This is a genomic window from Spirillospora sp. CA-108201 (genome assembly GCF_050936235.1).
In the GTDB taxonomy this organism is placed as follows: Bacteria; Actinomycetota; Actinomycetes; order Streptosporangiales; family Streptosporangiaceae; genus Spirillospora.
Genome location: NZ_JBNJNE010000001.1, coordinates 5407640 through 5421798, shown reverse-complemented (window position 1 = coordinate 5421798; position 14159 = coordinate 5407640). Strand labels below are relative to the sequence as shown.

14 protein-coding genes are annotated in these 14159 nt (G+C 71.4%); 7 read left to right on the top strand and 7 right to left on the bottom strand.

What is annotated here, in order from left to right; all coding sequences use genetic code 11:
* Nucleotides 1-53 precede the first annotated feature (53 nt).
* The 3 genes from ACQEU6_RS25995 to ACQEU6_RS25985 form a co-directional block, all read right to left on the bottom strand.
* Nucleotides 54-557: a hypothetical protein gene (locus ACQEU6_RS25995; protein ID WP_499335638.1), complete on the bottom strand. Its 504-nt coding sequence runs from the start codon at nucleotides 555-557 to the stop codon at nucleotides 54-56.
* A 249-nt stretch (nucleotides 558-806) separates the two neighbouring features.
* A complete protein-coding gene (locus ACQEU6_RS25990) occupies nucleotides 807-1145 on the bottom strand; it encodes a hypothetical protein (protein ID WP_499335637.1) in 339 nt (112 codons plus the stop codon).
* Nucleotides 1146-1307: 162 nt separating this feature from the next.
* Nucleotides 1308-2942 (bottom strand): NAD(P)/FAD-dependent oxidoreductase, encoded by a 1635-nt coding sequence (locus ACQEU6_RS25985; RefSeq protein WP_499335636.1) that lies wholly within the window; start codon nucleotides 2940-2942, stop codon nucleotides 1308-1310.
* A gap of 183 nt (nucleotides 2943-3125) precedes the next feature.
* On the opposite strand from ACQEU6_RS25985, the gene ACQEU6_RS25980 reads away from it, so the two are divergent.
* The 7 genes from ACQEU6_RS25980 to ACQEU6_RS25950 all read left to right on the top strand — a co-directional run bounded on the left by ACQEU6_RS25980 (nucleotide 3126) and on the right by ACQEU6_RS25950 (nucleotide 9561).
* Nucleotides 3126-3584, top strand: a complete 459-nt coding sequence (locus tag ACQEU6_RS25980; RefSeq protein ID WP_499335635.1) for a nuclear transport factor 2 family protein — start codon at nucleotides 3126-3128, stop codon at nucleotides 3582-3584.
* Between the two features lie 92 nt (nucleotides 3585-3676).
* On the top strand, nucleotides 3677-4897 hold the full coding sequence (locus ACQEU6_RS25975) for a hypothetical protein (protein WP_499335634.1): 1221 nt from the start codon (nucleotides 3677-3679) through the stop codon (nucleotides 4895-4897).
* Nucleotides 4897-5682 (top strand): SDR family oxidoreductase, encoded by a 786-nt coding sequence (locus ACQEU6_RS25970; RefSeq protein ID WP_499335633.1) that lies wholly within the window; start codon nucleotides 4897-4899, stop codon nucleotides 5680-5682. Before ACQEU6_RS25975 ends, ACQEU6_RS25970 begins: the two co-directional genes overlap by 1 nt.
* Nucleotides 5683-5695: 13 nt before the next feature.
* Nucleotides 5696-6853 (top strand): sulfotransferase family protein, encoded by a 1158-nt coding sequence (locus ACQEU6_RS25965; RefSeq protein WP_499335632.1) that lies wholly within the window; start codon nucleotides 5696-5698, stop codon nucleotides 6851-6853.
* A gap of 247 nt (nucleotides 6854-7100) precedes the next feature.
* Nucleotides 7101-7877, top strand: a complete 777-nt coding sequence (locus tag ACQEU6_RS25960; protein WP_499335631.1) for a class I SAM-dependent methyltransferase — start codon at nucleotides 7101-7103, stop codon at nucleotides 7875-7877.
* A 119-nt stretch (nucleotides 7878-7996) separates the two neighbouring features.
* A complete protein-coding gene (locus ACQEU6_RS25955) occupies nucleotides 7997-8548 on the top strand; it encodes a copper chaperone PCu(A)C (RefSeq protein ID WP_499335630.1) in 552 nt (183 codons plus the stop codon).
* Nucleotides 8549-8679: 131 nt separating this feature from the next.
* Nucleotides 8680-9561: a diacylglycerol/lipid kinase family protein gene (locus tag ACQEU6_RS25950; protein ID WP_499335629.1), complete on the top strand. Its 882-nt coding sequence runs from the start codon at nucleotides 8680-8682 to the stop codon at nucleotides 9559-9561.
* A gap of 77 nt (nucleotides 9562-9638) precedes the next feature.
* Here ACQEU6_RS25950 and ACQEU6_RS25945 read toward each other — a convergent pair whose 3' ends face one another.
* From ACQEU6_RS25945 to ACQEU6_RS25930, 4 genes are all read right to left on the bottom strand, one after another.
* Nucleotides 9639-10865: an IS110 family RNA-guided transposase gene (locus tag ACQEU6_RS25945; protein WP_499329217.1), complete on the bottom strand. Its 1227-nt coding sequence runs from the start codon at nucleotides 10863-10865 to the stop codon at nucleotides 9639-9641.
* A 236-nt stretch (nucleotides 10866-11101) separates the two neighbouring features.
* The gene (locus tag ACQEU6_RS25940; RefSeq protein ID WP_499335628.1) at nucleotides 11102-11950 is read right to left on the bottom strand and encodes a class II glutamine amidotransferase; all 849 of its coding nucleotides are present in this window, start codon (nucleotides 11948-11950) and stop codon (nucleotides 11102-11104) included.
* A 207-nt stretch (nucleotides 11951-12157) separates the two neighbouring features.
* On the bottom strand, nucleotides 12158-12715 hold the full coding sequence (locus ACQEU6_RS25935) for a snapalysin family zinc-dependent metalloprotease (RefSeq protein ID WP_499335627.1): 558 nt from the start codon (nucleotides 12713-12715) through the stop codon (nucleotides 12158-12160).
* 30 nt (nucleotides 12716-12745) lie between these two features.
* Complete coding sequence (locus ACQEU6_RS25930) at nucleotides 12746-13468, bottom strand: S1 family peptidase (protein ID WP_499335626.1); 723 nt, start codon at nucleotides 13466-13468, stop codon at nucleotides 12746-12748.
* Nucleotides 13469-14159: the final 691 nt, after the last annotated feature.

Here is a 14159-nt window from a genome sequence, read left to right as displayed (position 1 = left end):
ACGGCCGCCGAGGCGGTGTGCCTTCGGCGGCCGTCGGGCCTGCTTTCCGGATGTCAGCCGTGGACCCGGTGCGTTCCCTGCGCCAGGCGGCCGACCGTGCCTCGCTCGCCCCGGAGGGTGACGATTCCCGTCGTGAGGAGCCAGTAGCTGAGGATGGCGCCCAGGGAGGCGGTGGTGCCCCAGCCGTTGGCGGCGTAGAAGAACGCCGGCTCGTTCCCGAAGAAGAGCGAGGGGACGAAGGCGAAGTTGATCGCGGCCAGCACGTAGGCGGACGTGCCCGCCCAGCGTGGCAGCGCGCCGGTCGCCCTCACCGCGTATCCCAGCGCGACCAGGAAGAACGCGAGCAGCATGCGCCCGATGGACCCGTACAGGATGTACGTCCCGCTCACGGAGATCGTCGGGTCGATCGGCCGGTCGGCGGCGATGACGGCGCCGGCCTCCAGACCGCTGGAGACCAGGGTGACGAGGACGTAGGCGAGCCCGGCGGCGAAGGCGAAGTTCCCCGCCCATTCGTAACGCTGGTCGACGCTCTTGATCAGCTCCCGGAAACCCGTCACGAAGAGGAGCAGGAATCCGAGGGCGAGGATTTGCAGGAGAAGGCGGGAAAGGACATTGGAGTCCGGCGGCGGAGGCGAGGCCGGTCCAACCGGTGAAGCGCCGGGCGAGAACTGTGTCCACGAGACTGCCTTTCTCAGGGCGAGTGCGTTTCTGCATCTGTGGAACACTTTGCCGGGCGGGACGGGGCCTGTCCGTGGGCGTGCCACCCACATCCCGGTAGAGTTATGCCTACCTTCCTCGCGACCGCCTCACTTCGTCTTGCTTCTCCGCCGCTCGCGGCTGCTCTTCACGGGCGCGGCCTTTCCGTCGGCGACGAACCGCTCGTGCTGCTGCCATCCCTGGAGCCATTTCCATCCGGAGCCGAGCGCCGCGGTCGACGCGGCCACCATGAACGTCGTCACCTGCGTCTCGTCGAGGTGGGCCCCGGGCACGAGCCGCGCCACGACTCCGGCGAGCCATCCCGCCGCCACGGCGAACACGGGCGTGAACAACGCGACCCCGCGTCCGAGCCAGGACGCTTCCGCGTCCCCCGTTCCGGCGATCTCAGCCGTTTCCGGTGGGACGTTCTCAACCGAACCGTCGACCATGGGACCACACTCCATGACGGGCGGAGGGACGCTCCGCCGCCGCGTCCCTCATCGACTTTGACCGCCTCAGGGTGCCCCGCCGGGCGCGCGCCCGTCCCCGGAATCCGTCAATCGCCCCCAAAACGCGTCGACGCGGGGCAGGGCGGCTCAGAGCATCAGGAATCAGAGCGCCAGGAACTCGTGGACCGAGCGGACGGCCGTGGCGCCCTCGCCGACCGCCGAGGCGACCCGCTTGATCGAGTCCTTCCGCACGTCCCCCGCCGCGAAGACGCCGGGCATGCTCGTCTCCAGCGGCATCGGGTCCCGGCCGAGGGGCCAGCGGGGCGGGACCTCGTCGTAGATCTCGCGGCCCGTGAGCAGGTAGCCGTGCTCGTCGGCGGCGACGCCGTCCGGCAGCCACCGCGTGTGCGGCTCGCCTCCGATCATGATGAAGAGCGCGGCGGCCGGGACGCGCTCGGTGGCGCCCGCCGCGCGGTCGGCGAGCGTCAGGGACCGCAGGCGTCCTCCGCCGCCGCACCCGACCACCTCCGTCCCCCGGCGGACGACGATGTTCGGCGTCGACTCGATGGCGCGCACCAGGTAGGTCGACGCCGACTTCGCCAGGCCGTCGCCGCGGACGACGAGCGTGACCGTGCGGGCGTGCTTGGCCAGGTGCAGCGCGCCCTGGCCCGCCGAGTTCCCGGCGCCCACGATGAAGACGTCCTGGCCCCGCATCGCGCGGCTCTCGCCCACGGCCATGCCGTAGAACACGCCGGAGCCGACCAGGGCCTCCAGCCCGGGGACGCCGAGCCGCCGCCAGTCGACGCCGGTGGAGATCAGCACCGCGCGTGCGCTGACCTCGGAGCCGTCCACCATGCGGACCACCCGCCGGTCGCCGCGTGTTTCGAGGCCGACCGCCTGCTGGGCGAAGACGATGTGCGCCCCCATCAGCCACGCCTGCTCGCAGGTCCGCTCCATCAGGTAGCCGCCGGCGATGCCGTGGGGGAACCCCGGATAGTTCCTGATCATCGGGCTCGTCCCGGCCTGCCCGCCCGAGAACGCCCGCTCCAGCAGCACGGTGTCGAGCCCCTCGGACGCCGCGTACACGGCCGCCGTCAGCCCGGCCGACCCGGCGCCGACGATGGCGAGGTCGCAGACCTCCAGGTCGTTCGCGACGCTGACGCCGATCGCGCGCGCGAGGTCGGGGATCTGCGGGTCCACGAACGCCCGGCCGTCGTAGCGGATCACCACGGGCAGCCGCGAGGCGTCGACCCCGGCCTCCCGCAGCAGCCGCCGCCCGGTCTCCTCGCCGGGCGGGTGGACGACGAAGGGCAGGTTGAAGCGCGCCATCACGTCGCGCAGCCGCAGCATGCGGGGATCGTCCGGGTCGGCGACGACGCGGAACAGCTCGAACGTCGGCTCCTGCTCCTCCGTCCACGAGGACAGGAACTCGCTCACCGCGCGGTGCATCGACTCGTCGTTCGTCCACGGCCGGACGAGGTGGTAGTCGGCGTACCCGAGCGCGATCGCCTGGACGGCCGGACTGGTCGAGGTGTAGTCGCGGTCCACCATCAGCACGCGCTTGGCGTTGGGGAAGAGTTCGTGCGCCCGCGGAAGGAGGTCGCCGCAGACGTCGTCCACCATCAGCAGCGCGACGGGTTCCTTCGCCCGCGCCATCTCCTCCAGCGCGTCGCATGCTTCCCCGGGCGAACCCGCGCCCTTCACGGTGAACGCCTCGCCCAGCCGCCGCGTGAGGTCGGCGAGGAGCACCTGCCGCGAACCCGCGTCGTGGTCCACCACGAGGATGACCGGTGCCATCACCTCTACCAGCGTAATCGCCGCCCGGGGGCCGGACCGGCGGCCGTGGCCGCCGTTGTCAGTCCATGTCGACCTTTTGCTGGATCTTTGGCCTGGCCGGGGCGGCGCGGCCCCTCCACCGACCGCCCCCGACAGGTAGAACGTGTTCTTGTGTTTTGCGGGTGGAGCTAGGAGGCTGGGCGCATGGATCTGGTTGCGCTGGAAGAGATTCGGCGGCTCAAGTACCGGTACCTGCGGTGCGTCGACCTGAAGCTGTGGGACGAGTTCGCCGAGGTGTTCACCGAGGACGCGGTGGCGGAGTACGACACGCCCGTGCTCGGCAGGACGCTCAGGCTGGAGGGCCGGGACGCGATCGTCGCGTACATGCGGTCCAACCTCGGGCCGGACAAGATCAGCGCCCACACAGCCGGCTGCCCGGAGATCGACCTCGACGGGGACCGGGCGACGGGGACCTGGTCGCTGGACGACACGATCATCCTCCCGGGGGACCGGCTGCTCATCCGGGGCGCCGCCTACTACCACGACGTCTACCGGCGGGACGGCGGCGCGTGGCGGGTCGAGAAGACCGGGCACCGGCGCACCTACGAGTACCTGGTGTCGCTGGACGACGCGCCGAGCCTGAAGTTCACCACCTCCCATTGAGCGGGACCGGGGCATTGCCCTCCACTTAGAACGCGTTCTAGTCTCCGTCCCGCCAGAGCACGGCCTCGCGCCCGCGAACCGAGGAGAGCCCGGTGGCCACCGACCCAGCCGAAGGCAGCACCGACCGCCTGGGCGCCGCGACGCGCTCGTTCGCCGACGCGGTCGTGGAGGCGGAGCGGATCATCCGCGCCGCGCCGCACGTCAAGAACGACCAGGACCTGGCCGAGGGCCTGGAGTACCTGGCCGGCAGCATCAAGGCGTCGCTGCACATGGTGGGCGCCTACCAGCGGGACTATCCGTTCTTCGCCTCGTCCACCGGGCCCTACACCAAGCTCGGGCTCGACAATCCCGACACGCTGTACTTCCACGCCTACATCCGCGACGACGCCGAGTACGTCGTGACCGGGCGCCGGGGCACGACCGCCGACCTCAGTTTCCAGATCATGAACGGCGACTACTCGCCCGCCAGGTCGCCCGACAGCCTCACCGCGTTCGACGACCGCGAGCTGGACATCGCGGGGGACGGGACGTTCCGGCTGCGGTTCGGCCCGCCGAAGCGGGACGCCGGGCCCGGCTACGTCGCGCTCGCCCCCGGCTCCGCGATGCTCATCGTCCGGGAGGTCTTCGGCGACTGGGAGAACGAGAGCCCGGGAGAGATCCGCATCCACCGGGCGGACACGCTCGGGACCTCCCCGCTGCCGGTCCCGTCCGACCGGATGGCCAGGCGGTACGAGATCGCGGGCAGGATGCTGGTGTCGAGGATCCGCACCTTCCTCGCGTTCCCCGAATGGCACTACCTCCAGTTGCCGGTCAACACGCTGACCGAGCCGCGGCCCACGCCCGGCGGGCTGGCCACGCAGTTCTCCTCCGTCGGCCACTACGACCTGGACGACGACGAGGCGATGGTCATCACGGCCCCGGCCGCCGACCGTTCGGTGGCGCCCTACCAGGGCTTCCAGCTCGGAAGCATGTGGTACGTCTCGCTGGACTACATCAACCACCAGACGAGCCTCACCGCCGACCAGGCCCGCGTGGACGAGGACGGCATGATCCGGTACGTCGTCAGCGAGCGCGACCCCGGGCTCGCCAACTGGATCGAGCGGACCGGGCACCGCCGCGGCTACCTGCAGTTCCGCTGGCAGCGGCTCGCCCGCGACCTCACCGCCGAGGACGGGCCGAAGGCCGAGGTCGTGCCGTTCGGGGACCTGCCGCGCGTGCTGCCCTTCCACGAGAGCCAGCGCGTCGGGAAAGAGGAATGGGCGGGGCGGATCGCCGCCCGACAGACCGCCGTCGCGAAGAGGATGCTCGGCTGATGGGCGCGGGACTGCTGGACGGCAAGGTCGTCGTCGTCTCCGGCGCGGGCCCGGGTCTCGGCCGGGGGCTCGCGCTCCAGTGCGCGAGGGCCGGGGCCGACCTCGTGCTCGCCGCGCGCGACGAGGAGCGGCTCGCCGAGATCGCCAAGGAGGTCGAGGAGCTCGGGCGGCGGGCCGCGACCGTCCCGACCGACATCCGGGACGCCGCGGCCTGCGAGCGGCTGGCCGGGGCCGCGCGGGAGGCGTTCGGCCGGGTGGACGGCCTGGTCAACAACGCCTTCGCCACCCCGCCGCTGACCGACCTGACGAAGGTCGACCTCGACGCGGTGCGGGCGGGCTTCGAGACCAACGTGCTCGCCGCGCTCCATCTGACCAGGCTGTTCGTCCCGGCGCTGGAGGAGTCCCGCGGCTCCGTCGTCATGATCAACTCGGCGGTGCTGCGGCACTCCCGGCGGACGTTCGGCGCCTACAAGATGACCAAGGCGGCGCTGCTGGCGATGGCGCAGAACCTGTCCACCGAGCTCGGGCCGCGGGGGATCCGCGTCAACACGATCGCGCCCGGCTACATCTGGGCGCCCAACCTCAAGTGGTACTTCCGCCACCTCGCGGAGAAGCGCGGCGTGACGGCGCAGCAGGTCTACGACGAGAACGCCGCGACGACGGACCTGCGGAAGCTGCCCGAGCCCGACGAGGTCGCCGACGCCGCCGTGTTCATGCTGTCGCCGCTGGCCCGCGCCGTCACCGGGCAGTGCCTGGACGTCAACTCCGGCGAGTGGCACCACTAGGAAGGGCGGACCGATGACGAACGGTCGCGACAGCGTGGGGACCGTCGAGGACCTGCACGCCTCGGCCGGCAGGATCACCGGATCGGACGACTTCGGCGGCGGGGAGTACCTCGACGGGCTGGCGGTGCTGCTGGAGTCGCTGGCCGGGGACGCCGGGCTGACCCCGCCCGGCAACAATGCGCAGCGCGCGATGCTGCGCGGCGCCCTGGTCGCCCGGCAGTTCTCGGAGATCGCCTGGCGGCGGCACCCCGGGCACACGGACGTCGCCGTCGAGCGGCCGATCTTCGTGACCGGCCTGCCCCGCACCGGGACGACGGCCCTGCACCGGCTGCTCACCGCCGACCCCGCGCACCAGGGTCTCGACCTGTGGCTGGCCGAGACGCCGCGCCCGCGCCCGCCGCGCGACACCTGGGCCGACGACCCGGTCTTCCAGGCGATCGACGCCGCGTACCGGCGGCACCACGTGGAGAACCCCGAGTTCATGGGCGTCCACTACATCTCGGCGGACTCGGTCGAGGAGTGCTGGCAGCTGCTCCGCCAGAGCATGCTGTCGATCTCGTTCGAGTGCCTGGCGCACCTGCCGTCCTACTCGTCCTGGCTCGCCGGGCGGGACTGGACGGACGCCTACCGGAGGCACCGGCGCAACCTCCAGCTCATCGGCATGAACGACCCCGGCCGGCGCTGGGTGCTGAAGAACCCCAGCCACCTGTTCGCGCTCGACGCGCTGCTGGAGGTCTACCCCGACGCGCTGATCGTCCAGACGCACCGCGCGCCGCGCACCGCGATGGCGTCCATGTGCAGCCTCGCCGCGCACGCCACCGCCGGATGGTCGGACGTGTTCACCGGCGCCACGATCGGCCGCGACCAGCTCGACCTGTGGAGCCGGGGCCTCGACCTGTTCCGCGCCGAACGGAGCCGGCACGACCCCGCGCGGTTCGCGGACGTCCACTACGACGACTTCGTCCGCGACCCGATCGGCACGGTCGAGTCCGTGTACGCGCGGTTCGGGCTCCCGTTCACCGGCGACGCCCGCGCCGCCATGACGAGGCTCCACGGGGAGAGCTCCACCGGGGCGGCCAGACCCGCCCACCGGTACTCGCTCGCGGACTTCGGCCTCACCCCGGAGCGGGTCGACGAGCGCTTCGCCGACTACGCCGCCGGACTCCGGTGATCCGCGAACCCGCCTGACGGCACGGCGCCGCCCGCGCGTGCATTCCCTCAGGGCGGTCATCCCCAGCCGATCCGGAATGGCGCACATTTCGAGTTTCATGGATCCGTCCCCTTTCGGGAACTTCGGTCTTTCCCGGGCCCGCGCGTGATCATTCCGGTGCGGCCGCCGGGTACCCGCTTTTACGGGCCGCGGCGGCCGGGTAGGTCACGAAGCAATCACCGCAGGTGCTCTTTGGGGGACGAGCCCGATGACGAAAGCACTGCCGCCCACCGGCCGGAACCGCGCGAGCCTGGCGTACCGGCTGCGCTACGCCGCCCGAAACCCGGACAAGATCGGTACTTTCGTGTCCCGAATGGCGCGAGACCTGAGATTCCGGGCCTCCAGCCGCGACCACGTCGCCTACTACCGGGCCGTCATGAAGGCCGACGCGGCCAGGAGCCCGGAGGCCGCCGTCGGCAGCCCCACCCGCGAGCGCTGGCTCGCCCTCGGCCAGATGCAGTTCGACTACCTGCTCAGGCACGGCCTCAAGCCGGACGACCGCCTCCTGGAGATCGGCTGCGGCAACCTGCGGGCGGGCTGGCGCTTCATCGACTACCTCGACGCCGGCAACTACTACGGCATCGACATATCCCCCGACATCCTGCTCGCCGCGCAGCACACGCTCGTCCGCAACGACCTCCGCGAGAAACTGCCGCACCTGACGCTGGTCGGCGACCTGAAACTGCGCTTCCTCCCGGCGGCGCACTTCACGGTCGTGCACGCGCACAGCGTCTTCAGCCACTCGCCGCTGGAGGTCATCCACGAATGCCTCGCGAACGTGGGGCGCGTCCTCGCCCCCGGCGGATTCTTCGACTTCACCTTCGACCGCACCGAGGGAACCGAGCACCACGTCCTGCGCGAGGACTTCTACTACCGCACCGAGACCCTGATCTCCCTGGCCGAGCGGCACGGCTTCACCGCCCGCTTCATGGACGACTGGGAAGAGCTCCCGCACGGCCAGTCCAAGATCCGCGTCACCCGCTGAGGCGGCCCGGGAGCGGGCGCCGCCCGTGCGGGTTTCCGCGGCTTTACGCGGGCGAGGGTTTGCTCCGCTCCGCCCTGAGGGATCTTCGGCAGGTCGGGGGACCTCAGATCGGGGAGACGATGGACTTCGCTCGAACCGCGCGCGCCGCACTCGCTCCGGCCGCGCCGGTGCTGCTGGCGAGCGCGCTCCTGGCCGGCTGCAGCGACGACCCCACGGGAATCGACGTGTCGCCCGCCGCCGGGGTGGCAGGGCAGATCGGGCAGGTCGGCATCCGCAACCTCTTCGTCCTCGGCGGCGAGGGAGGGCAGACGATCGGGCAGGGCGGGTCGGCGCCCGTCTACCTCACCATGGTCAACTCGCCCAGCGACGTCGAGAGCCGCAACGCGTCCGGGAGCGCGGCCCCCCGCACCGGGACCGACACGCTGATGTCGGTGTCCTCGCCCCAGGCCGCGTCGGCCGAGATCGTCGGCGGGACCATCGCCCTCCCGGCGGGCCAGGACGTCCAGGTCGGGCCCGCACCCAAGATCATCTTGAGGGGGCTCGCAAAGCCCCTGCAGTCGGGGGAGTTCGTCCCGCTCACCCTGCGGTTCCAGCACGCCGGCAGCGGGTCCCTGAACGCACCGATCCAGGCCCGCCAGGGCGAGTTGCAGAGCTATTCGCCCGCCCCCTGACGCCGTGACCGGTCCTACACCCGCGGCCTGCATCATCCGGGCGCGGGAGGGAAGGCAGAGGCGGTGGGATCCCCCCAGGCCTCCGTCGCCGAGCAACCCCCCGGAGGCTCCGCACGGCCGATCTGAGGACCATGATTCTCTTCACCAACGCCAAGGCCGGCACGCATGACGCCCAGACCTTGGACAGGGTCGCCGCGCGGCTCCGGGACGCCGGACGGAAGGTCGCCGTCCGCCCGTGCGTCGCCCCCGACGACCTCGACGCGGCGCTGGACGAGGACCGCAAGGCGGTCGTCGTGGCAGCGGGCGGCGACGGATCCATCAACCGCCTGGTCCGCACCCTGCACCGGCGCGGCGAGCTCGACCGGACGGTCGGGCTGCTGCCGATGGGCACCGGGAACGACCTGGCCCGCAACCTCGGCATCCCGCTCGACCCCGACGAGGCCGTCCGCCTCCTGCTGGACGGCGGGCACCGCGAGCTGGACATGATCGTCGACGAGGACGGCCGCGTCACGCTCAACGCCGTGCACGTGGGCATCGGGGCCTCGGCCGCCGAGAGCGCGACGCGGTTCAAGAGCACGCTCAAGGTCGCGGCGTTCCCGCTGGGGGCGGTCATCGCCGGCCTGCGCCACTCCGGGTGGCGGCAGCGGGTCGAGGCGGACGGCGAACTCGTCGCCGAGGGCACGTTCCTGATGGCCGCGCTCAGCAACGCGCCCGGCATCGCCGGCGGCTCCGCCCAGCTGGCCGCGGACGCGCACCCGGGGGACGGGAGGCTGGAACTGGTCGTCTCCGCGGCCACCGGCCCCATCGCGCGCATCGCCTACGCCCTGCGCCTGCGCGACGGCAGCCACCGCCACCGGGACGACGTCCTGCACACCAAGGCCCGCAAGGTCACGATCAGTGGCGAGGAGTTCCGGAGCAACAGCGACGGCGAGGTGTCCGGCCCGTACACCACCCGCACCTGGACCCTGCACCCCGGCGCCTGGAAGCTGATCGCCCCGCCCAAGCCCGCCTGAGCGGCCGCCTGGACCACCGCCTGGACCATCGCCTGGACCACCGTCCGGAAGGGTCAGACACCCCATGTCGTTTGATGTCAAGCGGCATGGAGGTGTGCGTGGTGCGACCAGGCGGTCGCTTCGTCGTAGAGGGTGCGGGTCTTGAGGCATCCGTGGAGGATGCCGACGAGGCGGTTGCCGAGCTGGCGCAGGGCGGGGTTGTAGCCGGTCTCGCGGGCGCGCTGTTTGTCGTAGTAGCGGCGGGCGCCGGGCGAGGCGCGCAGGGCTGAGAACGCCTGGGTCTGCAGCGCGTCGGCGAGGCGGTTGTTGCGGACGTAGCGGGCCTGGACGGTGTGGCTCTTGCCGGAGGCCCGGGTGATGGGGCTGGTGCCGGCGTAGTTCTTGCGGGCTTTGGCGGATGCGTAGCGGGTGGGGTCGTCTCCGAACTCGGCGAGCACCCGGGCGCCGGTGATCTCCGCGATGCCGGGCATCGAGAGGTAGATCTCAGCGTCCGGGTGCGTTCGAAAATGGGCCTTCACCTGCTCCTCCATTGCGGCTATCTGCTCGTTCAGCGCGATGATCAGATGGGCGTGGGCGGTGGCGGTGGCCGCGTAAGCGGCGGTGACCGGCTCGGGCAGGCCGAGCTGCCGTTGGCGCAGCGCGGTCTGGATCGTGGCCGCTTTGGCGTCCCGGTTGCGTCGGCGGGCGCGGGCCAGGACGGCCGTGATCTGGGTGCGGGTCAGCTTCGCCCCGGCTGCCGGGGCGGGCGCCTTGATCAGCAGTTCCAGTGCGTCCGTGCTGGTCAGGGCCAGGTCGGCGTAGGCGTTCAGGGCAGCGGGGAAGTACTCCCGCAGCGTGCTGCGCAGCCGCTGGAAGGCGCGGGTGCGTTCCCAGATCAGGGTCTGGTGGGCGCGGGCGACGACCTTGACGGCCTGGGCCTGGGCGCTGTCCCCGGCCACCGGCCGCAGTTGGGCCCGGTCGATGCGGACCATGTCGGCCAGCGCGTGTGCGTCGCCCTTGTCGCTTTTGGCGCCGGAGGAGGCGTACCGCTCCTTGAACCGGGCCACCTGCCGGGGATTGATCGCATAGACCTGGTAACCGGAGGCGATCAGGGCCTGCACCCATGAGCCGCGGTCGGTCTCGATCCCGACCACGACCTCGGCGGCATCAAGGTCCCCACCGCCGTGCTCGGCGACGAGCTCGTGCAGCTTGGCGATCCCCTCCACGCCCTCGGACAACCTCGCGGCGGCCAGTTTCCGGCCGGTCTCGTCCTGGACCTCGACATCGTGGTGGTCTTCGGCCCAGTCATCGCCGATCAGCAGCACTCGTCCTCCTGGTCAGGTACTTCGCTCCCTGCAGCCTGCGGAAAGCGCGGCACGCGGCCTAATGGATCCAGTGCTCACACCCCACTGGGCGGGCACGCCACCCCATCAGCGGTCTGGCCTCCCGGCCGACCAGCAGGGGCACGGTCTGACCTCAGAAGTCGGACGGCTTCCGGCGGCGGGAGTGCTCACCTGCTGGCGGCTACGGCTACCGAGTCTCTACGACCCGGCAGCTCCCATTAGGCGGTGGTCTCCTGATGCGTCCGGACGGGGACGAGGGGGCGCAGCTCGTGCGTGCCGGGCCGCACGATCGCGTACGAGCTCTCCGGCACCTCCTTCCACGCGCCCTCAAGATGGTGGATCGGCTCGGACACGACGAACCGCGCGTCCGTCCCGAGCCGCTCCAGGACGTCCAGCCCGGGATAGAGCCTGCGCAGCTGGGCGATGTCGGTGGAGTAGAAGAGCGACCTCGTCCGTCCCAGACTGGAGTAGCGGAACACCCAGATCGATTCGCCCTCGCTGGTGGCCACCGTCATCTGCAGCGGATCGGGCACTCCGCGGCGCCGCCCGATGTCCTCGACGAGGCCGATGGCGCGGGCGACCGCGCCCGGCGGATCCTCCTTGAGGCCGAAGGTGAGCGCCAGGTAGAACAGGGCCTCGGAGTCGGTCGTCCCCTCGACCTCGGGGTAGAGCGACGGGTCGACCGCGAGCATGACGTCCCGCTTCAGCCTGGGGAAGTCGGCGATGGCCCCGTTGTGCATCCACAGCCACCGCCTGTGCCGGAACGGATGGCAGTTGCTGCGCTGCACCGCGGCGCCGGTCGAGGCTCTGACGTGCGCGAACAGCAGGCCGGTGCGGATCTCCCGGCTGATCTCGCGCAGGTTCGGGTCGTTCCAGGCGGGATGGACGCTCTTGTACACGCCCGGGACCCGCCGCTCCCCGAACCAGCCGATGCCGAAGCCGTCCCCGTTCGTGGTCTCCGCTCCCAGGCGGGCGTGCAGGCTCTGGTTGATCAGGGAGTGGGCCGGCCGGAAGAGCAGGGTCTCCGCCAGGGCGGTGTCCCCGGAGTAGGCCATCCACCTGCACATCGCCACCCACCTCGCATCGATACGCCGCCGCGGCGGCCGGGAGCCTCCTTTACTTCCTCCCTACCCGGTGAGCGCGCCCGCCACCAGCGCGGACGGCTCGGCGGGGCCCGCCGAGATCCTGCACCGCGCCCGGGGCCGGACGCGCGGCACCGCGGGCACGTGGCGCCGGTGTGCCCGCGGTGCGGTGCGCTCGGAGGAGCGACTCGGTCAGAAGACGAAGCAGTCCGCGTACCGGGTCTCCCGGCTGCGCGCGGCGGGAACGAGGCCGCCCGCGTTGCGGGTGACCTGGGCCGCCTCGGTCGAGTGCGGGGTGGTGCTCTGGCAGGACGTCGGCGAGCTGTGGCCGGACATCAGGTAGTCGCAGCGACCGTTGCGGTTGTCGGGCAGGCCCAGCGCGTGCCCGAGCTCGTGGGCGGCGATCCTCGGCGGGTAGAAGCCGTCGTCGACCGCCTCACGCCCCATGTAGATGGTGGCGCGGCCGAAGCCGTTCATGTAGGTGCGGGGCCAGCCGTCGTCGGCGTAGACCTTGATCGTGGCCTGCGCGCCGGTCGCGGCCTTGAGCTGGATCGCCGGCACGGCCGCGTTCCACGCGGCGGCGCCCTGGTCGACGGCCGACCTGAACTCCTGCGCGGCGCTCGCGTCGTAGTAGATCGTCCGGACCGCGACCGGGGCCGCGGCCGACGCCGGCGGGGCGACCAGCGCGGGCGCCAGGAAGGCCAGCCCGAGCGTGACGGCCAGCGCCGCCATGATCCTGCGAGGGGACATCGGAACTCCTAGGGGGTGGGGAGACCGGGGTCAGCGGCCGATCTGCTGGTCGATCCACGACAGGTACGGCGCGATGCCGGTGTAGAGGGTGGTGGTGGCGCACTCGCCCATGTCGTCGCCCGGGCCGTGGGTCTCGCCGACGAGCGTCCAGTCGCCGCGGGTGCCGACGACCGCCGGGCCGCCGGAGTCGCCGTGGCAGGCCGAGTGGGTCCGGTCGCCCGAGACGCACACGTCGTTCGCGGTGCCGCCGCCGGCCGCGCACCGGCTGCTGGGCAGGATCGACAGGTCGATCTCCTGGAGGACGGTGGCGGTCCTGCAGCTCGGCCAGCTCATGCAGCCGAAGCCGAGCAGCCGCACGGGGGTGCCCGCGGCGGGGTTGGACTGCGCCATCCTCACCGGGGCCGACTGGGCGGGGGTGGACAGGTGCATCAGCGTGAGGTCGGTGCCGGACCGGGTGGTGCGCCGGTCGATCTGGCGGACCTCGCCACCGGAGTTCTTGTAGGTCGAGCCGATCCGGGCCTGCGACGCCGCGCCGCAGTGGTTGGCGGTGACGATCCACTGGGCCGCGACCAGGCTGCCGCCGCAGCCGTTGCTCAGCGACACCATCCAGGAGTAGGTCTCGGTGGCGTTGTGTCCGCCGATGATCGGCACACCGCCCTCGCCGGGGGGCTCGGCGGCGTTCGCGGACGTCACGCCGCACATGGCGAGCGCGAGGGCGCACGCGACCAGCGTCGCCTTGAGCAGTCTGCGCATGGGGGTTCTCCAATCGGGAGGTTCATGCCGCCGGGGCCGTCCCGCTCCACGACCAGAGCGGGGGGCGCGACCCGGAACGGCGGGTTCGCTCGGGGTGCGAAGGCCCGTCCCGGGCCCTCCGGTGCGGCCGTCGTCCTTCACGGCCTTCGACTTGCGAATGGTCGGGCATGACACCGATGAGCCGGCCGTCGCGGGGGGCCGCGCTCGCCATGGCATTTCTTCCCGGGCCTGCGGGGAAAGGCGCCCGCAGAAAAGACGGTGGCGACCGACATGAGCCGGACACGCATGCTCCTGTGCATGCGGCGGCGTTTTTGCCTTCTCGCGGGGACCACAGCTACGGGAGAGTAGCCGAGGAAAACGGCCCCCTTCCAGCGGGTGAAAAACACTAGATTTTCAATGTGTATTTCGAGGGGCGTAGAAACCCCCCGGTTCCAGTGCGTTCACGCGGTGTTCGCCGGGCGGGTCCGTCCCGGCGCGTGCGGGCGTGGGCCGCCCGGGCCCGCATGGTCAAGCGCCCTTCCGTGAACGGTCGCGACGAGTAAAAGAACAACTCCCCATATCGCCCTACAAATCGGGCTTATTGCTCGGGCTTTTTACTCCCTCCCTTGGTTTCCTTTACCCGGGTTTTGCTTTTCGCATGGGTAACTATTCACGACACGGAATACCGACAGCCGTGTGGACGCCACAAACT